General features: G+C 72.1%; 14 protein-coding genes. 6 read left to right on the top strand and 8 right to left on the bottom strand.

Annotated elements, in window-relative coordinates; translation table 11 throughout:
* Positions 1–296 precede the first annotated feature (296 nt).
* The 8 genes from OP18_RS07735 to OP18_RS07700 all read right to left on the bottom strand — a co-directional run bounded on the left by OP18_RS07735 (position 297) and on the right by OP18_RS07700 (position 10,657).
* Positions 297–1,352: a LacI family DNA-binding transcriptional regulator gene (locus tag OP18_RS07735; protein ID WP_033358015.1), complete on the bottom strand. Its 1,056-nt coding sequence runs from the start codon at positions 1,350–1,352 to the stop codon at positions 297–299.
* 82 nt (positions 1,353–1,434) lie between these two features.
* The gene (locus tag OP18_RS07730) at positions 1,435–3,870 is read right to left on the bottom strand and encodes a glycoside hydrolase family 94 protein (protein ID WP_033358014.1); all 2,436 of its coding nucleotides are present in this window, start codon (positions 3,868–3,870) and stop codon (positions 1,435–1,437) included.
* A 47-nt stretch (positions 3,871–3,917) separates the two neighbouring features.
* Positions 3,918–4,946, bottom strand: a complete 1,029-nt coding sequence (locus tag OP18_RS07725; protein WP_033358013.1) for a LacI family DNA-binding transcriptional regulator — start codon at positions 4,944–4,946, stop codon at positions 3,918–3,920.
* A 1-nt stretch (position 4,947) separates the two neighbouring features.
* Positions 4,948–6,351 carry a GH1 family beta-glucosidase gene (locus OP18_RS07720; RefSeq protein WP_033358012.1) on the bottom strand — a complete coding sequence of 468 codons (1,404 nt, stop codon included), beginning with the start codon at positions 6,349–6,351 and terminating at the stop codon, positions 4,948–4,950.
* Positions 6,348–7,247 (bottom strand): carbohydrate ABC transporter permease, encoded by a 900-nt coding sequence (locus OP18_RS07715; RefSeq protein ID WP_245635287.1) that lies wholly within the window; start codon positions 7,245–7,247, stop codon positions 6,348–6,350. The genes OP18_RS07720 and OP18_RS07715 overlap by 4 nt, the downstream gene beginning before the upstream one ends.
* 8 nt (positions 7,248–7,255) lie before the next feature.
* The gene (locus OP18_RS07710) at positions 7,256–8,242 is read right to left on the bottom strand and encodes a carbohydrate ABC transporter permease (RefSeq protein WP_052386343.1); all 987 of its coding nucleotides are present in this window, start codon (positions 8,240–8,242) and stop codon (positions 7,256–7,258) included.
* Between the two features lie 87 nt (positions 8,243–8,329).
* Positions 8,330–9,571, bottom strand: a complete 1,242-nt coding sequence (locus tag OP18_RS07705) for an extracellular solute-binding protein (RefSeq protein WP_245635282.1) — start codon at positions 9,569–9,571, stop codon at positions 8,330–8,332.
* 540 nt (positions 9,572–10,111) lie between these two features.
* Positions 10,112–10,657, bottom strand: a complete 546-nt coding sequence (locus OP18_RS07700; RefSeq protein ID WP_033358091.1) for a plasmid pRiA4b ORF-3 family protein — start codon at positions 10,655–10,657, stop codon at positions 10,112–10,114.
* Positions 10,658–10,840: 183 nt separating this feature from the next.
* Between OP18_RS07700 and OP18_RS07695 the strand changes: the two genes are divergently transcribed.
* From OP18_RS07695 to OP18_RS07670, 6 genes are all read left to right on the top strand, one after another.
* Positions 10,841–11,557 carry a pyrimidine reductase family protein gene (locus OP18_RS07695; RefSeq protein ID WP_033358010.1) on the top strand — a complete coding sequence of 239 codons (717 nt, stop codon included), beginning with the start codon at positions 10,841–10,843 and terminating at the stop codon, positions 11,555–11,557.
* Positions 11,558–11,744: 187 nt separating this feature from the next.
* Positions 11,745–13,514, top strand: coding sequence for an ATP-binding protein (locus OP18_RS07690; RefSeq protein ID WP_033358009.1), 1,770 nt, complete (start codon positions 11,745–11,747; stop codon positions 13,512–13,514).
* A gap of 15 nt (positions 13,515–13,529) precedes the next feature.
* Positions 13,530–14,681, top strand: a complete 1,152-nt coding sequence (locus OP18_RS07685; RefSeq protein ID WP_033358008.1) for an exonuclease SbcCD subunit D — start codon at positions 13,530–13,532, stop codon at positions 14,679–14,681.
* A gap of 15 nt (positions 14,682–14,696) precedes the next feature.
* A complete protein-coding gene (locus OP18_RS07680) occupies positions 14,697–17,174 on the top strand; it encodes an AAA family ATPase (protein WP_033358007.1) in 2,478 nt (825 codons plus the stop codon).
* Positions 17,171–18,136, top strand: a complete 966-nt coding sequence (locus OP18_RS07675; protein WP_033358006.1) for a hypothetical protein — start codon at positions 17,171–17,173, stop codon at positions 18,134–18,136. Before OP18_RS07680 ends, OP18_RS07675 begins: the two co-directional genes overlap by 4 nt.
* A complete protein-coding gene (locus OP18_RS07670) occupies positions 18,133–19,032 on the top strand; it encodes a DNA-3-methyladenine glycosylase family protein (RefSeq protein ID WP_033358005.1) in 900 nt (299 codons plus the stop codon). The genes OP18_RS07675 and OP18_RS07670 overlap by 4 nt, the downstream gene beginning before the upstream one ends.
* The last annotated feature ends 34 nt before the right edge of the window (positions 19,033–19,066 follow it).

The raw sequence follows: 19,066 nt of genomic DNA, 5'->3' as shown, positions 1-19,066 counted from the left end.
CCACACCCTCACCACCAGCACCTGAATGAGGGGACGGCGCTTCGCGCCGCCCCCTCATTCAGCAACCCAACCCCACCACCGAAAACGCAACAGGCTCCACGGCAGCAGCAATCCACCGCGTTGCAGCAATCCACCGGGTCACAACCCGGCTGAAGGAGGACGTCGGCCGGACGAGGAGGACGTCGTCAGCACGGCGTTCCGGACGGTGGCGGCGCGAGCCGGCCGGATCTCACCCGCGCGGGTGACCCAGCGGTTCCGAGCAGCCGTCGCGGCGGGGTGGCGGGAACCCGGCGGGGTCAGGTGCTGGTGCGCTCGACCAGGTGGGTCTCGACCATCACGGCGGAGGGTTCGGCGCCGGCGATGCGGGCCAGCAGCAGGCGGACCATCTCCCGGCCCATCGCCTCGACGGGCTGGTGGACGGTGGTGAGCGGCGGGTCGGTCTGGCGGGCGATGGCCACGTCGTCGAAGCCGACCAGCGACACGTCGTCGGGGACGCGCTTGCCCAGCTCGCGCAGGGCCCGCAGGGCACCGACGGCCATCAGGTCGGAGGCGGCGAAGACGGCGTCGACGTCGGGGTTGCGGGCGAGCAGCTCGTGGATGGCGCGCTCGCCGGAGGCCTCGCTGAAGTCGCCGTACGCGATGAGGGACTCGTCGACGGGCATGCCGGCGCGTTCGATCGCCTCGCGGTAGCCGGCGAGGCGGGACACACCCGCGGCCATGTCCTGGGGGCCGGCGATGGCGGCGATCCGGCGGCGGTCGCGGTCCAGGAGGTGGCCGACGGCGAGGCGGGCGCCGCCCTCGTTGTCGGCGTCGACGAAGGCGACGTCGGTGCCGGAGCGCTCGCCCTCCGACAGCATCCGGGCGGGCCGGCCGCCGAGGACGACGGGGAGGCCGCGCTGCTCGAGCAGGCCCGGCAGCGGGTCGGCGTCGTGCAGCGAGAGCAGCATGACGCCGTCGACGTGCTGGTTGGTGAGGTGGTGCTCGACGCGCTGGCGCTCGGCCGGGGACTGGGCCATGGCGAGCCACAGCTGCAGCTGGGTGTCGGCGAGGGCGGAGCTGACGCCGCGGACGATGCCGGCGAAGAACGGCTCGCCGAAGACCCGCTCCTCCGACTCGGAGACGACGAGGGCGACGGAGTCGGTGCGCTGGGTGACGAGGGCGCGGGCGGCGCGGTTGGGCACGTAGCCGAGCTCGTCGATCGCCTTCTGCACGGCGGCGCGCGCCTCCGGGCTCACCTGCGGCGAGCCGTTGACCACGCGCGACACGGTGCCGCGCCCGACGCCGGCGCGCGAGGCGACCTCGTCGAGGGTCGGGCGGCCCGCCGAACGGGGGCGGCTGTTGGTGGAAGGCACGGCCCCATTGTGCGCACACGCCAGCCATCTTGCAGCCGCGGTGTCGGAGATACGCGACACCGCGGCGGCAAACCGAAACGATCTACGACAAATGTGCCTCGACCTGCACGGTCGTGCCGGCCGGCGCGACGGGCAGGACGCCGCCCTCGACGGGCACCCCGTCGGCGACGAGCCGGCAGCGGGTGGCCGCGGCACCCGGCTCCTTGTGCACGGTGATCTCGTACGTGGCGCCGCGGAACCGGCGCACCGCGGAGAACCCGGACCACGCGGCGGGGATGACGGGCGCGATCCGCAGACCCGACAGCTCCGGGCGGATGCCCAGGATCCACTGGGTGACGGCGGCGTAGTTCCACGCCGCGGTGCCGGTCAGCCACGAGTTCTTCGCCTCGCCGTGGGTGGGCGCGTCCCGGCCGGCGATCATCTGGGCGTACACGTACGGCTCGCAGCGGTGCAGGTCGCCGAGCTCCTCGCGGGCCGACGGGTTGATCCGCTTGTAGTAGTCGAAGGCACCGTCGCCGTTGCCGACCATCGCCTCGGCGATCATGAGCCACGGGTTGGTGTGGCAGAAGATGCCGGCGTTCTCCTTGTACCCCGGCGGGTAGGAGGAGATCTCGCCCAGTTCGATGCGGTACGAGCTGAACGCCGGCTGCTGCAGCACGATGCCGTGCGGGGTGGCCAGCCGCTCCCGGACGCTGGTCAGGGCGCGGGCCGCGGTGCCGTCCTCCAAGCCGACGCCGCCCATGACGCACATGCCCTGCGGCTCGATGAAGATCTGGCCCTCGTCGTTGGAGGCCGAGCCGATGACGTTGCCGTGGAAGTCGTACGCGCGGCGGAACCACGCGCCGTCCCAGCCGTGCTCGGCGATGGTGCCGGCCATCTTCTCCGCCGCGTTCTGGTAGCCGGTCGGGTCGTCGCCCTTCTGCAGCGCCAGCCCGGCGAGCTCCTTCGCGGCGAGGACGAACTGCCCGGCGATGAACACGGACTCCGCGACCCCGCCGGTGGCGTTCTCGGTGGTCTGGAACGGCTCGCCGGGCGTGTCGGAGAAGCAGTTGAGGTTGAGGCAGTCGTTCCAGTCGGCGCGGCCGATCAGCGGCAGGCCGTGCGGGCCGAGGCGCTCCAGGGTGTACCGCAGGGACAGCTTGAGGTGCTCGTACAGCGACTGCTCGCTGCCGGGCGCGTTGTCGAACGGGACCGGCTCGTCCAGGATGCTCAGGTCGCCGGTCTCCTTGACGTACGCCGACACGCCGAGGATCAGCCAGAGCGGGTCGTCGTTGAAGCCCGACCCGATGTCGTTGTTGCCCCGTTTCGTGAGCGGCTGGTACTGGTGGTACGCCCCGCCGGTCGGCAGCTGGGTCGCGGCGATGTCGAGGATCCGCTCGCGGGCCCGCTCCGGGATCATGTGCACGAAGCCGAGCAGGTCCTGGTTGGAGTCGCGGAAGCCCATGCCGCGGCCGATCCCGGACTCGTACAGCGAGGTGGACCGGCTCATGTTGAAGGTGACCATGTTCTGGTAGGCGTTCCAGATGTTCACCATGCGGTCGGTGTCGGTGTCCGGGGTCTGCACCCGCAGCCCGCCGAGCAGCTCCTCCCAGCGCGCCGCGAGGGCGGCGAAGCCGGCGTCGACCGTCGCCTGGTCGAGCCACTCGGCGATCTTGGCCTGGGCGCCGGCCTTGTTGATGGTCTGCGAGCCGGGCGGGTCGAACTTCGCGTCGCGGGGGTTCTCCCAGTACCCGAGGACGAAGCCGATCTCGCGGGTCTCCCCCGGCTGGAGGGTCAGCTTGACGTGGTGGGAGCCGTGCGGCTGCCAGCCGTGCGCGATCGAGCCGGTCGACTCGCCGCGTTCGACGACGAGCGGCCGGTCCCAGGAGCGGTACGGCCCGAGGAACGCCTCCCGCGCGGTGTCGAAGCCCGCCAGGGGCTCGCCGCAGGCGAAGTAGGCGAAGTGGTCGCGGCGCTCGCGGTACTCCGTCTTGTGGTAGATGACGCCGTCGACGACCTCGACCTGGCCGGTGCTGAAGTTGCGCTGGTAGTTGGTGGCGTCGTCCTGGGCGTCCCAGAGACAGAACTCGATCGAGGAGAAGGCGGACAGGGTCACCGCGGTGTCGCGCTCGTTGGTGACCTTGAGCCGCCACACCTCGAGGGTCTCCCCGAGCGGCACGAAGTAGAGCGTCTCGGCCCTGATCCCGCGGTACCGGGAGGCGATGCGGGTGTACGACAGCCCGTGGCGGCACTCGTAGTCGTCGAGCTCGGTCTGCGTCGGCTGCCACGTGGGCGACCAGAAGGTCTCCTCGTCCCGCAGGTACAGGTACCGGCCGCCGAGATCCATGGGGGCGTTGTTGTACCGGTAGCGGGTGAGCCGGCGCAGGCGGGCGTCACGGTAGAACGAGTAGCCGCCGGCGGTGTTGGAGATGATGCCGAAGTACGCCTCGGTGCCGAGGTAGTTGATCCAGGGCAGCGGGGTGTCTGGTCGGTCGATGACGTACTCGCGGCGTTCGTCGTCGAAGTGGCCGAAGCGCACGGGGTGCCTCCTGCTGGGGGTAGAGACTGCGCTGGACACGGCCCCGGTCAGGCCGACTCGCGGACGACGAGGTGCGTGTCGAGGACAGTCGAGTGGGCCGGCCCGCCGGCGATGCGGGCCAGCAGGAGCCTGGCCATCTCGCGCCCCATGCCCTCCACCGACTGATGCACGGTGGTGAGCGGCGGCTGGGTCTGCCGGGCCACGGCGGAATCCTCGAACCCGACCACGGCCACGTCGGCGGGCACCCGGCGGCCCAGCTCACGCAGGGCGCGGATGGCGCCGGCGGCCATCAGGTCGGAGGCGGCGAAGACCGCGTCGAGACCGGGGTTGAGATGGATGAGGCGGTGCATCGCGTCGGCCCCGCTCGCCTCGCTGAAGTCGCCGTACGCGATGAGTCGCTGATCGTTCGGCAGGGACGCCAGGCGCAGCGCCTCCCGGTAGCCACGGAGGCGGGCGATGCCCACCGCCATGTCCTGCGGTCCGGCGATCACCGCGATGCAGTGGCGGCCGAGACCGATCAGGTGCTCGACGGCGGTGCGGGCACCGCCCTCGTTGTCGTTGTCGACGTAGGCGACCTCGTTGTCACCGTTGTCGTCTTCCGCCTCGAGCATGTGCGCGGGGCGGCCGCCGAGCACGGTCGGCAGTCCCCGCTTGGTCAGCAGCGCCGGCAGCGGGTCGTCGTCGTGCAGCGACAGCAGCAGTACCCCGTCGACGTGCTGGTCCGACAGGTGCCGCTCGACCATCAGGCGCTGCGACGGCGACTGCGCCATGGCGAGCCACAGCTGCAGGGACGTGTCGGCCAGGACGTTGCTGACGCCGCGGACGATGCCGGCGAAGAACGGCTCGCCGAAGACCCGCTCCTCCGACTCGGACACCACGAGGGCGACCGACTCGGTGCGGCGGGTCACGAGGGCGCGCGCGGCCCGGTTGGGCACGTAGCCGAGCTCCTCCACGGCGCGCGCGACGGCGGCGCGGGCCTCCGGGCTGACCTGCGGCGAGCCGTTGATCACCCGGGAGACCGTGCCCCGCCCGACGCCGGCGAGCGCGGCCACCTCGTCCAGCGTCGGGCGGCGCACGTTACTCGCCGAGACCGTTGTGCTTGATGACCTCGCGGAACCGGTGGCCGCTGGCCTTGATCGTGCGCTCCTGCGTGTCGTAGTCGACGCGGATCATGCCGAAGCGCTTCGTGTAGCCCCACGCCCACTCGAAGTTGTCCAGCAGCGACCAGGCGAAGTAGCCGCGCAGCGGCGCCCCGGCGGTGATCGCGTCGTGGCAGGCCCGGAAGTGGGCGTCGAAGTAGGCGACCCGGTCGGTGTCGTCGACCGAGCCGTCGGGGCCGACGGTGTCGATGTACGCGGCGCCGTTCTCCGTGATGTAGAGCGGGACCGCCGGGTAGTCGCGGGCGACGCGGGTCAGGGTCTCGGTGAGCCCTTCGGCGTCGACCTCCCAGCCCATGTCGGTGACCGGGACCCCGGGGCGCTTCAGGAACCGGACGGTCTCGCTGCCCGGCCACGACGTCGGTGCCCGCCAGTACGGCTCGGCGGGGACGTCGGGGTCCTCGCCGGCGACCACGTGCCGGCTGTAGTAGTTGATGCCGAGCAGGTCCAGCGGCTGCGCGATACGCGCCATGTCGCCGTCGCGGACGAAGCCGAAGTCGCTGATCCCGGCGAGGTCGGCGACGACGTCGGCGGGGTACGAGCCGAGCAGCACCGGGTCCAGGAAGATCCGGTTGGCCAGGCCGTCGATGCGGCGGACCGCGTCGAGGTCGTCGGGCTTGCGCTCGTCCGCCGCCGAGATCGCGTACAGGTTGAGCGTGATGCCCAGCTGCGCGCCCGGGTCGGCCGCGCGGATCGACTCGACCGCCTGGCCGTGACCGAGCAGCAGGTGGTGCGTCGCGGCCAGGGCGTCGGGTGCGTGCTGGCGGCCGGGCGCGTGGACGCCCGACGCGTAACCGAGGAACGCCGAGCACCACGGCTCGTTGAAGGTGGTCCAGTGCCGGACCCGGTCGCCGAGCGCGCCGTGCACGAGCATGGCGTAGTCGGCGAACCGGGCCGCGGTGTCCCGGGCGGGCCAGCCGCCCGCGTCCTCGAGCTCCTGGGGCAGGTCCCAGTGGTACAGCGTCACCCAGGGGGTGATGTCGTTCGCCAGCAGCTCGTCGACGAGCCGCCGGTAGAAATCCAGGCCCTTGGCGTTGGCCGGCCCCGACCCGCCCGGCTGCACGCGGGGCCACGCGATGGAGAACCGGTAGGCGTTGACGCCCAGGTCCTTCATCAGCCCCACGTCCTCGCGGTAGCGGTGGTAATGATCGCAGGCCACGTCGCCGGTGTCCCCGCCCAGCGTCTTGCCCGGGGTGTGGCTGAACGTGTCCCAGATCGAGGGGGTGCGGCCGTCCTCCTTGGCCGCCCCCTCGATCTGGTACGACGCGGTCGCCGCACCCCACACGAAACCGGGTGGGAACGTCAGCGGGTCGATGCTGGTCACGCCTTGACCGAACCTTCCATGATGCCGCCGATGATCTGACGGCCGAACGCGATGAACACGAGCAGCAGCGGCACGATGGCCAACGCTGTCCCGGTAAAGACTTGCACGTAGTCGGTCTTGTAGTAACCGGTCGCCAGGATGTTCAGTGAAACTTGCACGGTCGGGGTGTCGCCGTTGAGCACGACGTACGGCCACAGGAAGTCGTTCCAGGTCTCCATGAACGTCAGCAGGCCCAGCACCGCGGCGGCCGGACGCAGCGCCGGCAGCACCACGGACCAGTAGGTCCGCCACGTGGAGGCGCCGTCGACCCGGGCGGCCTCGATGAGCTCGTCGCTGATCGCGGACTCCGCGTACTGCCGGATCATGAACACGCCGAAGCCCTTGACCAGGAACGGCACGATGACCGCCTGCAGGGTGTTGGTCCAGTCGAACTTCACCATCAGCAGGTACAGCGGGATGATGTTGACCTGGGTCGGGATCATCATCGTGAGGATGATGATCAGCAGCAGGGCGTTCTTGCCGCGGAACTTGAGCTTCGCGAACGCGAACCCGGCGAGGGTGGAGAAGAACACCACCGACAGGGTCACGCACGACGACACGATCGCGGAGTTGATCAGGCCGTAGACGAAGTTCGCGTCGGTGTTGTCCAGCACGCGCGAGGCGTTGTCGAAGAAGTTCGGCCCGGGCGTGAGCGGCGGCGGGATGTCCGTGACGGCGCTGTTGTCCCGCGAGGCCACGATGAACGACCACACGATCGGGAACACCGACAGCACGATCGTGATGATCAGCGCGAGGTACGTCAGCGGGCTGGCGTCCCACAGCGCGGCCGAGGCGCTGCGGACCTTGCCCCTCTTCCCCGACGGCGGCGTGCCCGGCACGCTCCGGGGCCTCGTCATGGTCGTGCTCATGAGGTCTGCCCCTTCACGGACCGGCGCACCAACGCGAAGTTGATCAGTGCGAAGATCAGGATGATCACGAACAACAGCCAGGAGATCGCGGCGCCGCGGCCCACGTTGTAGTTGTTCGTGAACGTGGTCTCGTAGATGTACATCGCGACGGTCTGGAACTCGTTGAGCGAGCCACCCTGGATGCGGCCGTAGTTGAACAGCAGCGGCTCGGTGAACAGCTGCATGCCGCCGATCGTCGAGATGATCACGGTGAAGAGGATGGTGGGCTGGATGAGCGGCACGGTGATCCGCCAGAACCGGCGGGCCGCGGACGCGCCGTCCAGCGACGCCGACTCGTACAGCTCCTTCGGGATCGCCTGCATCGCGGCCAGGTAGATGAGCGCGTTGTAGCCGGTCCAGCGCCAGTCGACCATGAACGCGATCGCGGTCCACGACGACCAGCGGTGGTTGCGCCACTCGACCGCGTCCAGCCCGACGGTCTGCAGCAGCCAGTTGGCCAGGCCGTACCGGTCGGCGAAGATCAGGCCGAACACGATGCCGACCGCGGCGACCGAGGTGATGTTGGGGATGAGCACGCCCATGCGGATCGCGGTGCGGGCCCGCATCTTCTTGTTCAGCCAGCTCGCGATGAGCAGTGCCAGCACCAGCTGCGGCACGGTCGCGACGATGAACAGGCCGAACGTGTTGTAGATGACGATCCAGAAGTGCTCGTCCATCAGGATCTTGCGGTAGTTCTCGAGCCCGACGAAGCCCGCGTCGCCGCCGGTCAGCGTGTTCTTGCGGGTCGAGAGGATCGCGGTGTAGATCAGCGGGTACGCGCCGAACACCGCGAACAGCACGAAGAACGGTGCCACGAAGAGGTACGGCGACAGTCGCAGGTCGAGCCGTCCGACCCGCACGGAGCGCCGCGACGGCTGCTTCGACGGCCCGGCGGGTGCGCGCCCGTGGCGAGGTCCAGCGACCTCGCCGACGTTGGTTGCCATGGGGGGTGGATCCCTTCCGATCAACGGGCTATGTGGAGGACGGAGGCGGCGTCAGGTTCGACGCCGCCTCCGCCGTCAACGTTCGGATCAGCCTTCGGCGAGTGCCTTGCTGTCCTTGATGGCCTTCTCCCAGCCCGCCTGGGCGCTCAGCTTGCCCTGCTCGGCGGCCTGCATGGCCGGCTCGAACCCGTTCTCCCACAGCGCCTGGTGCTTCGGGCCGAGGTAGATCGGCTTGAGGTCCTTCGCGGCGGCGGCGTAGATCTTGCCGACCGGCGCGTTGTTGAAGTACTCGTTCTTCGCCTCGGTGATCTTCGGGTCGTCCAGCGCGGCGATCGACGAGGGCAGCGGGCCCGCCTCGGCGAACGCGTCCAGGCCACCCTGCTTGCCGGTGATGAACTTGATCAGCTCGAAGGCCTGCTTCTTGTGCTTGCTCTGCTCCGGGATCGCGAGGTAGGAGCCGCCCCAGTTGCCACCCTTACCGGGGATGGTCGCGATGTCCCACTTGTTCTTGCCGGCGTCGCCGGCGCGCTCCTTGATGACACCCGTGTACCACGGCGGGCACGGCACGGTCGCGAACGCGGCGTTCTTGAACGCGGCGTCCCAGTCGGCCTGCCAGCGGGCGAGCTTGGCGGTCAGGCCCTTGGCGGCCATGTCCATGCCCAGGTCGTAGGCGTCCTTGACGGCCTTGTTGGTGTCACCGATGTACTTGTCGCTCTTGTCGTAGAACCAGCTGTCCGCGTTCTGCATGATGTACGGCTGCATGACGCTGGTGGCCGAGTCGGTCCAGGCCGCGCCGGTGTTCTTCGACTTGAAGATCTCGCCCTGCTTGACGTACTCCTGCCAGGTCGGCCACAGCTTGCTGACCGCGTCGCGGTCAACCGGCAGGCCGGCCTTCTGGAAGAGGTCCGTGCGATAGCACATGGCCAGCGGGCCGACGTCGGTGCCCAGGCCGACGAGCTTCTTGCCGTCCGCGGTGAAGGCGTTCTTCCACTTGAAGGACAGGTAGTCCTTCTCCAGCGACGCCGCACCCAGGTCGAGCAGGTTGGCGAAGCCCTTGTTGTCCTTCAGGTACTGCAGCAGCATGCCCTCTTCGAGCATGACCACGTCACTCGCGCCACTGCCGGCGGAGATCCACTGGGCGAGCTTCGGCGCGAAGTCCTTGGTCTGGCCCTCGTTCTTGACGTCAACCTTGATGTTCGGGTTGGCGGCCTCGAAGTCCTTGACCGCCTGGTTGAAGCCCGGCGTGCCGAAGTAGGACAGCGAGATGGTGACCGGACCGGTGCCGTCCGCACTCGGCTCGTCGTCCTTCTTGGCGCTGCATGCGGTCATACCGAGGGTAAGACCCACGGTGAGCGCGGCCGTGGCGATCGAACGCAGACGGCGCGAGGTGACGCTCATCCTGACCCCTCTCTCAGGTCGTGATGGGTGTGGTGGGGGTGTGATGCATCGACGGCGGACCCGGGTGTGAAGTCCGTCGTTCGGGTGTCGCGGGTATGGCGGGTCGAGCATTTGAGTGGCTCCCATGGCCGCGGGGTGTGTCACCGGCCACAGCCACGGGAGCGCTCCCATGAGACTGGCGCCTCGCCCGCCACGTGTCAATGGGGCAATGGGAGCGTTCCCATTTCGTTACCGCAAGATTTCAGGCAGTTGATTTGTCCGCCTTTACCGCGATATGCGCGCTCTATGTCCGCGACACGGAGCGACCAGCATCAATCCGGGCCCGCCAGGCGCTTCCATCGATCTCGATCACGCCCGCGTCATTTCATGAAAGGAACACCCGTCGATCTCCGGCGCCGCGTGGACATCGACGGTGGCGAGTCACCCGAACGGCACCCGGCGCAGCGGGCACCGGTCAGGACCGACCCGCGCTCACGTCATGCGGCGCAGCAGGGTGCTGGCCAGGGAGGGGTCGAACGCGTCCGGGTCGAAGGGGCGGCCGAGCCACTCGCGCATCGCCGCGTGGTCGGGGTGGGCCGGGTCGGCCAGGGCGGCCACGAGGTCGCGGTACCCGTCCGGGCCGCCCACGTCGTCGGGCGGGCAGGCGCGCTCCCCCGCCACGCACGCCGGGTACGCCGCGTCCAGGTCCGCCGGGTACACGTCCTCGACGGTCAGCTCGTGCTCCCACCAGTCGCCGAAGTCGTACGTGTACCGCAGCCGCCCACCCTTCTGGGCCACGGCGTCGAGGCGGGTGTCGAGCTCGTCGCGGACGTCGAGCAGGCCGTCGGGGTCGGGCACTCCGTACTGCATACCGTCGATGTCGAAGACGTGCAGGTGGCGGTCGCCCCAGCCCATCGCGAACTGCACGACCCGGTGGACCCGGTCGAGGGTGAACCCGCCGGGGACGAGGACCCGACGCCAGACGGTCGGCTCGACGCCGTCGAGCGTGATGCGGAGTTGGATGATCGCGCGCGCCATGGTGCAGTCATTGTTGACCGGGCCGGCGCCGCGGCGCACGCTGAAGTCGTGATCTGTCCTGCGTGTCGGGAGAAACGGCATGCCGACTGCCCGGGCGGCAACCGGTGCGACTGCCAGCACCGCACGCCGGCACCCACGCCACCGGTGACGGGACCACCCGGCGAGTGAACGTAGGGTTGCTGGGTGCAGCAGCTGTACCCGGAGCCGGGCCCCGTCGACCAGGACACCCTCATCGACCTGTACGCGCCGCCGCCGGATCCCTCGCTGCGGGTGAACTTCGTGTCGAGCCTCGACGGCGCGGGCACGCTGCGCGGCAGGTCGGCCGGGCTGTCGGGACCCGAGGACAAGCGGGTCTTCGGGATCCTGCGGATGCGCTGCGACGCGCTGCTCGTCGGCGCCGGCACGGTCCGCGAGGAGGGCTACCGGGCGCTGCGCCTGGACGAGCAGCGCCGCCGCTGGCGGCTGGCGCACGGCATGAGCGAGTTCCCGACCCTGGTCGTCGTCTCCGGCCGGGCCGACCTGGACCCGGCCCAGCCGGCGCTCGCCGACGCCCCGGTGCGGCCGGTCGTCGTGACGACCCGGCAGGCGGACGCGGGGCCGCTGCACGACGTCGCCGACGTCGTCCGGGCGGGTGACGGGCACGTCGACCTCGCGGCGGCCGTCGCGGCACTGCGCGAGCGCGGGCACGCGCACATCCTCAGCGAGGGCGGCCCGACCCTGTTCGGGTCACTCACCGTGGCGGGGCTCGTCGACGAGCTGTGCCTCACGCTGTCGCCGTTGCTCACCGGTCCCGGGGCGGGCAGGATCACCGCCGGACCCGAGCACGACGTCCCGGAACACCTCACGCTGCGTCACGCCCTGCTGGCCGATGGTCAGCTGCTGCTGCGGTACGCCCGCTGACCCACATCCACATCGTTGTCCACAGACCTGTGGACAAAGGTCCCCAACCTGTGGACAGCCGACTGGTTTGCCCCGTTTTGGTGGCGTGAACGCCCGTGAACGCATCCACAAGCGGGCGTGGTGACTTCGATCCGCCGGTGGTCTTGGGGCACGATGCACAGGCGAACACATGTACTGGGGGTCGAGCATGGAGCCTGGCACGGACGCGGCGAAGGACGGGCCGATCGTCGGTCGGGTCCTCGGCACGGCCGACGCGACCCCGCTGACGTTCTGGGTCGCCGTGAACGAGGACGCGTACCTGCAACTGGACGACGTCGTCATCACCGAGCGTGAGCTTCCCGGCCAGCCGCCGGTGAAGATCGCCGGGGTGGTCACCGCGGTCCGGGCCCGGCACGAGGGGGTCGTGTTCGACTCCGACGTGTTCCTCGTGGCCGACGGCACGCTGCCGGCGACCGTCCAGGAGGCCGCCGAGATCACCACCACCCGGGTCGACCCCGAGGTGTACGTCCCGCCGACGCCGGGCGCCGTCGTGCACCGGGCGCAGGGCGACGCGCGGGCCGGCGCGCTGTACTTCGACCGGATGGACCGCACGATCCCGATGGGCTTCGGCCGCGACGGCGCGGCGATGTTCCTCAACGCGGACTTCCTCGACGGCAGCCGCGGCGCGCACGTGTCGATCTCCGGCATCTCCGGGGTGGCGACGAAGACGAGCTTCGCCACGTTCCTGCTCTACTCGGTGTTCCGGTCCGGCGTGCTGGGCGGCGCCGGCGAGACCGCCAACACACGGGCGCTGATCTTCAACGTGAAGGGCGAGGACCTGCTGTTCCTCGACCACCCCAACAGCCGCCTCGACGCCACGACCGAGGAGCAGTACGCCCGGCTCGGCCTGGTCGCCGGGCCGTTCCCCGACGTGCGGGTCTACGCGCCGCCGCGGGCCGGCGACTCCTCCGGCACGCCCGACGTCAGCAGCCGGCTCACCGGCGTCGACAGCTTCTACTGGACGCTGCAGGAGTTCTGCGCCGACCGGCTGCTGCCGTACGTGTTCGCCGACGCCGACGACGAGCGCCAGCAGTACACGATGGTGGTCCATTCGGTGACGGCACACCTGGCGCGCGTCGCCCAGCCCGCCGAGGGCGGCGTCGCGGTGGACGGCACCCGGCTCAACTCCTACGCCGACCTCGTCGACTTCCTGGTCGAGCAGCTCAACGACGACGCGACCCGCGGGCAGTGGGCGGGCAGCGCGGTCGGGCTCGGCACCGTCAACGCGTTCGCGCGCCGGCTCATCGGCAGCAAGAAGGACCTGTCCCGGCTCATCCGCGGCGACCTGGCCACCCGCCGGCCGCACGCGGTCAACACCGCCGAGAGCGCCCAGGTGACCGTGGTCGACCTGCACAACCTGCCGGACCGGGCGCAGCGCTTCGTGGTCGGCGTGACGCTGCGCAGCGAGTTCGAGCGCAAGGAGAAGGCCGGCACCGCCAAGCCGCTGCTGTTCGTGGTGCTCGACGAGCTGAACAAGTACGCGCCGCGCGAGGGCACCAGCCCGATCAAGGAGGTGCTGCTCGACATCGCCGAGCGCGGCCGCTCCCTCGGCGTGGTCCTGATCGGCGCGCAGCAGACGGCGAGCGAGGTCGAGCGGCGCATCGTGGCCAACTCGGCGATCCGCGTCGTCGGCCGGCTCGACCCGGCGGAGGCGTCCCGGCCGGAGTACGGGTTCCTGCCGCCCGCGCAGCGGCAGCGGGCCCTGCTCGCCAAGCCCGGCACCATGTTCGTGTCGCAGCCGGAGATCCCGGTGCCGCTGTGCATCGAGTTCCCGTTCCCGTCGTGGGCGACCCGGCCGGCCGAGGCGGGCCCGCCACCCAGCGCGACGCTGCGCTCGATCGCGCAGGCCAACGACTCGTTCGCGGTCGTCGCGAGGGTCGGCGGCGGCGGTATCAGCGACGACGAGATCCCGTTCTAGAGAGGACAACCACCGGTGCGGATCCTGCACACCTCGGACTGGCACGTCGGCAAGGTCCTCAAGGGACAGTCGCGGGCCAACGACCACATCGCGGCCCTCAAGGCGATCGTCGACGTGGCCGAGGCCGAGCAGCCCGACCTGGTGATCGTCGCCGGCGACCTGTACGACTCCGCGAGCCCGCCCGCCGACGCCACGAAGATCGTGACGCGCGGACTGTCGGCGCTGCGCAAGACGGGCGCCGACGTGGTCGTCATCGGCGGCAACCACGACAACGGCCAGGCCCTCGACGCGCTGCGGCCGTGGGCGGAGGCCGCCGGGATCACCATCCGCGGCGCGCTGACCAGGCCCGAGGAGCTGCTGCTGGCGGGGTCCACGAAGGGCGGCGAGCAGTGGCGGCTCGCCGCGCTGCCGTTCGTGTCGCAGCGGTACGCGGTCCGCGCCGCCGAGATGTTCGACCTGAGCGCGGCGGAGAGCGCCCAGTCCTACGCGCACCAGATCGGCGGCCTGCTCGCGACCCTCGCCCAGGGCTTCGGCCGGGACACGGTCAACCTGATCACGGGGCACCTGACGGTGATCGGCGCGACCATGGGCGGCGGCGAGCGCGAGGCGCACACGATCATGGGCTACGCGGTGCCGGCGTCGGTCTTCCCGTCCTCGGCGCACTACGTGGCGCTCGGGCACCTGCACCGCGCGCAGGCCGTCAACGGCCCCTGCCCGATCCGGTACAGCGGCAGCCCCCTGCCGATCGACTTCGGCGAGGAGGAGAACTTCTCCGCCGTCGCCGTCGTCGACGTCACCACGGGCACCGCGGCGCGGGTGCGGGAGGTGTCGCTGCCGGTCGCGACCCCGCTGCGCACGGTCCGCGGCACCCTCGCCCAGCTGGCCACGCTGGACACCGGCGACGCGTGGCTGCGGGTGTACGTGTCGGAACAGCCCCGGGCGGGGCTGCGCGAGGAGGTCCAGGAGCTGCTGCCGAGGGCCCTGGAGGTGCGCATCGACCCGAAGCTGCTGCCGGATTCGGCCGCCGCCGGGCGCGCCGCCGCCCGGGCCGGCCGCTCCGCCGGCGAGCTCTTCTCCGACTACCTCGGCCAGAAGGGCCACGCCGACGAGGCCACGGTGCGCCTGTTCCACCGGCTGCACGACGAGGTCCAAGAGGCCAGGAACTGAGGGTGAGGAGCTGACATGCGGCCCATTCGTCTGGACATGGACGGGTTCACCGTGTTCCGCCGGCCGACCACGGTCGACTTCACCGACACGGACTTCTTCGCCCTCGTCGGCCCGACCGGCTCCGGCAAGTCGACGATCCTCGACGCGATCACGTTCGCCCTGTACGGCACCGTGCCCCGGTGGGGCGACCGGCGGGCCATCGCCAACGCGCTCGCGCCGTCGGCGACCGAGGCCAGGGTGCGGTTCGTGTTCGAGTCCGCGGGCGTGCGCTACGTGCTGGCCAGGGTGGTCCGCCGGGACGGCAAGGGCGCGGTCACCACGAAGCACGCCGGGCTGGAGGCGCTGCCGCACGGCTTCGACCTGTCCCGGTTCGACAGCGGGCTGAGCGCCGAGGACATGGGCACCGTGCTCGCCGGCACCCCCAACGAGGTCGACCTGGCGGTGCAGAGCGTGATCGGGCTGCCCTACGAGCAGTTCACCAAGTGCGTGGTGCTGCCGCAGGGCGAGTTCGCGGCGTTCCTGCACGCCAAGCCGGCCGAGCGGCAGAAGATCCTGGTGAATCTGCTGGGTCTGGACGTGTACGGGAAGATCCGCGAGCGTGCGACCGCCCTCGCCGGCACCGCCGAGGCGAAGCTCAAGGTGCTCACCGAGCAGCTCGCCGGGATGGCCGACGCGGACGACGCGGCGCTCGCCGCCGCGCTGGCGCGGGCCGCCACGCTGCGGTCGCTCACCGACGACGTGGACCGGGTCGGCCCGCAGCTGGCCGACGCGGCAAAGCTCGCGGTCGCCGCGGCGCAGACCCTGGCCGGCCTCGACGCGGAGATCGGCCGGCTGACCGGGCTGCGGGTCCCGGCCGACGCGGGCACCCTGGCCGCCGGCGCGGCCGCCGCCCGCGGCGCGGTCGCCGCCGCCGTCGACGCGGCCCGCGCCGCCGAGGAGCGCGAGGACAAGCTGCGCGGCGAGCTGCAGGCGGCCGGGGACCAGACCGCGCTGCGGCGGCTGCTGGACGCGCACGGCGAGCGCGAGCGGCTCGCCGCCGAGGCGGCCACCGTGCACGAGACCGTCGCCGCCGCCGAACGCGAGCACGGCAAGGCGGCCGGGGCCCTGGCGACCGCCCGTACCAAGGCGAAGGACGCCCTCGACGCGCTCGAGGCCGCGCGGGAGGCCTACCAGACGGCGGTCGCCGTGGACCGTGCCGCCGCGCTGCGCCCGCACCTGCGGGTCGGCGACGACTGCCCGGTGTGCACCCAGCCGGTGCGGGTCCTGCCGGAGCTGCCGCACGAGCCGGCGGTCGCCGCGGCCAAGGCGGCCGGCGACGCCGCCCGCAAGCGCAGCGACGCCGCCGAGCGGGTCGTCGCCGAGCAGGACAGGATCGTGCGGGACCTGGACCGGGGGCTCGCCGCCGCCCGGGCGCACGCCGAGCAGGTCGACGCCCGGCTGGCCGGGCTGGACCGGGCGCTGGACGGCGCGCCGCCGCCGGACGCCCTGCGCCGCGACCTCGAGACGATCGCGAAGCTCCACAGTGGACTGGAGCGGGCCGGCGCGGAGGTCCGCAAGGCCCGCGAGGCGCACCGCAGGGCGGCCGGCGCCGCCGACCGGGCCGAGGACCAGCTGCGGGCGGCGTGGAAGGCGTTCGACGCGGCCCGCGACGCGCTCGCCGCGTTCGGTCCGCCGCCCGCCGACCGGGACGACCTCGCCGAGGCCTGGGCCACGCTGACCGGCTGGGCCGGCGCCGCCGCCGGTGAGCGGCAGGCCCGCCGCCCGGCGGCGGTCGAGGCCGTCACGGCCGCCGAGGCGCGGGTCGACACGGTCCGCGCCGAGCTGCGCGCGCTGTTCGCCGCGGCGGGGCTGCCCGCACCCGGCGGCGACCCGGCCCGGGAGGCCGCGATCGCCCTGGAGCGCGCCGAGGCCGCGCACCGACGGGTCGAGGAGCGCCGCGCGGACGCGGCGCGGCTGCGCGAGCAGCGCGACGAGGTCGTCAAGGAGGGCCAGGTCGCCAAGGCCCTCGCCCAGCACCTGCGGGCCGACCGGTTCGAGCGGTGGCTGCTCGCCGAGGCCCTCGACACGCTCGTCGAGGGCGCGTCGCGGACCCTGCGGGAGCTGTCCGGTGGGCAGTACGACCTCGGCCACGAGAAGGGCGAGTTCTACGTCGTGGACCACCACGACGCCGGTCTGCGCCGGGCGGTGCGGACCCTGTCCGGCGGCGAGACGTTCCAGGCGTCGCTGGCGCTGGCGCTCGCGCTGTCGGAGCAGCTGGCCGGCATGTCGACGTCGGCGGCGAGCCTCGAGTCGATCGTGCTGGACGAGGGCTTCGGCACGCTCGACCAGTCCACGCTCGACACGGTGGCCGCGACCCTGGAGGCCCTCGCCGCGCGCGGCGACCGGATGGTCGGCGTGGTCACCCACGTCGGCGCCCTCGCCGAACGCATCCCCGTCAGGTTCGAGGTCCGCCGCGACGCGCGCACGGCCCGGGTGGAACGGATCGGGCTGTGAGGTTCCACGTCGACGCCTGGGACCCCTCCTACGGGGTGGCGTTCGAGGCCGCCGACGGCCCGCAGGCGCAGAGCAGCGCCCAGATCCAGGCCGACGTGGAGCTGCCGGCGGCGGCGTGGCGGGCGGTCGACGCCCCGCCGGGGCTGCGCCCGCCCGGCACCGTGCTGGTCGTCGACGGCGTCCAGCGCATCGACGCGCGGGTCTGGGCCACCGACGACGACGGCGTCACGCACCCCGGCGTCGCCGCCTCGTACGCCGCCGGCGTGGTGCGCTGCGACCTGGACCGGGGCGCCGCCGCGATCGCCACGACCCGCATCGAGCGCGGCCTGTTCACCCCGTTCGAGCTGGCGCCGCCGCTGGTCGCCGGCGCCATCCGCTACCCGGCCCGGCGGGTCGCCCGGGGCGAGCCGAAGGACCTGGCGCTGGGCGTACAGCGGCACATGCGGGCGCTCGAGGTCGGCGTGTCCGGCGAGGAGCGCGACGACGGTGACCTGCTCATCGTCGACGGCCCGCTGCAGGAGCGGGCGCACCTGCCCCGCGCGCTGGGCTACATCAAGACGCACCGGGTGGAGTACCTGCCGCCGGAGCTGACCGCCGTCGTCACCACGCTGCGCGGCGGGCAGCGCTCCCCCGTGTTCCTGCTCGGCACGTCGTGGCACCGGTTCGCCTGGTACCTGCGGCTGCCCGGGCCCGAGGGCTCACCGTGGGCGGGCATCGTGCGGGCCGAGTGCTCCGCCGAGCTGCTGCCGGCGGACGCGGTCGCCCTGGCGCACCTGTCGGCGGTCACCCTGCCGCGCTTCGCGTCCAGCGCGTACAAGGACCCGCGGGCGCCGCAGAACCTCATCCCGATCGCCGGGCTGGAGCGTAAGCTGCGCGCCATGCTCGGCGACGCCCGCCTGCTGCACCGCGCCCTGGCCAGGGCCGCGGCCAGTGCCGCTGCCACCAGGGACGTGGCCCGGTGAGGACCTTCCCCACCCCGGACCGGTACGACCTGGCGGGCACCCTGGGCGGCCTGGCCCTCATCCACGGCGACCCGACGCTGTCGGTCGGCGCGAAGGTGGGCTGGTTCGCCACCCGTACCCCCGACGGCCCGGGGACCCTCAAGCTGGAGCTGTCCGGGTCGTCGCTCACCGCGACCGCCTTCGGCCCGGGCGCCGGCTGGCTGCTGGAGCGGGCCGACGCCGTCGCCGGGCTCCGCGACGACGTCACCGGCTTCGCCGAGCTGGCCCGCCAGCACCCCCTCGTGCACCGGCTGGCCCGCGAGCACGCCGGCCGGCGCATGGGCGCGACCGGCCGGGTCTTCCACCACCTGGTGCCGGCCGTCCTCGGCCAGAAGGTCACCGGCAAGGAGGCCCGCGACGGCTACGTGCGGCTGCTGCGGCACTTCAGCACCGACCCGGCGCCCGGCCCCAACCCGCGGCTGCGGCTGCCCCCGCCGCCCGAGGCGGTCGCCGCCGCGCCGTACTGGGTGTTCCACCCGTTCGGCATCGAACAGAAGCGCGCCGACACGCTGCGGCGGGTCGCGGCCGAGGCCGCCCGCCTGGAGCGCTGCACGACGGTCGCGGAGGTGAGCGCCCGGCTGCTCAGCATCCGCGGCGTCGGCCCGTGGACGGTCGCGGAGGTCACCCGGGCCGCCTTCGGCGACGCCGACGCCGTGTCCGTCGGCGACTACCACATCAAGAACGTCGTCGCCTACGCCCTGACCGGCGCCGCCCGCGGCACCGACGAGCACATGCTGGAGCTGCTCGCCCCGTACGCCGGGCACCGCGGCCGGGTCTGCGGCCTGTTCGCCGCCGCCGGCATCACCGCCCCGAAGTTCGGCCCGAGGATGCCGCTGCGCAGCTTCGCGACCTTCTAGCCGGTGTCGGGCGGTCCCGACCCGGGGCCTGCGG

The organism is Dactylosporangium aurantiacum, from assembly GCF_000716715.1.
GTDB lineage: Bacteria > Actinomycetota > Actinomycetes > Mycobacteriales > Micromonosporaceae > Dactylosporangium > Dactylosporangium aurantiacum.
The sequence above is the reverse complement of the archived record's forward strand: the minus strand, read 5'-3'. Positions and strand labels throughout refer to the sequence as shown.

Coding starts and splice junctions, on each gene's coding strand:
- OP18_RS07715 (WP_245635287.1), bottom strand. CDS start 7,247: ATGACGAGGCCCCGGAGCGTGCCGGGCACGCCGCCGTCGGGGAAGAGG.
- OP18_RS07710 (WP_052386343.1), bottom strand. CDS start 8,242: ATGGCAACCAACGTCGGCGAGGTCGCTGGACCTCGCCACGGGCGCGCA.
- OP18_RS07705 (WP_245635282.1), bottom strand. CDS start 9,571: ATGACCGCATGCAGCGCCAAGAAGGACGACGAGCCGAGTGCGGACGGC.
- OP18_RS07700 (WP_033358091.1), bottom strand. CDS start 10,657: ATGGCGCGCGCGATCATCCAACTCCGCATCACGCTCGACGGCGTCGAG.
- OP18_RS07690 (WP_033358009.1), top strand. CDS start 11,745: ATGGAGCCTGGCACGGACGCGGCGAAGGACGGGCCGATCGTCGGTCGG.
- OP18_RS07680 (WP_033358007.1), top strand. CDS start 14,697: ATGCGGCCCATTCGTCTGGACATGGACGGGTTCACCGTGTTCCGCCGG.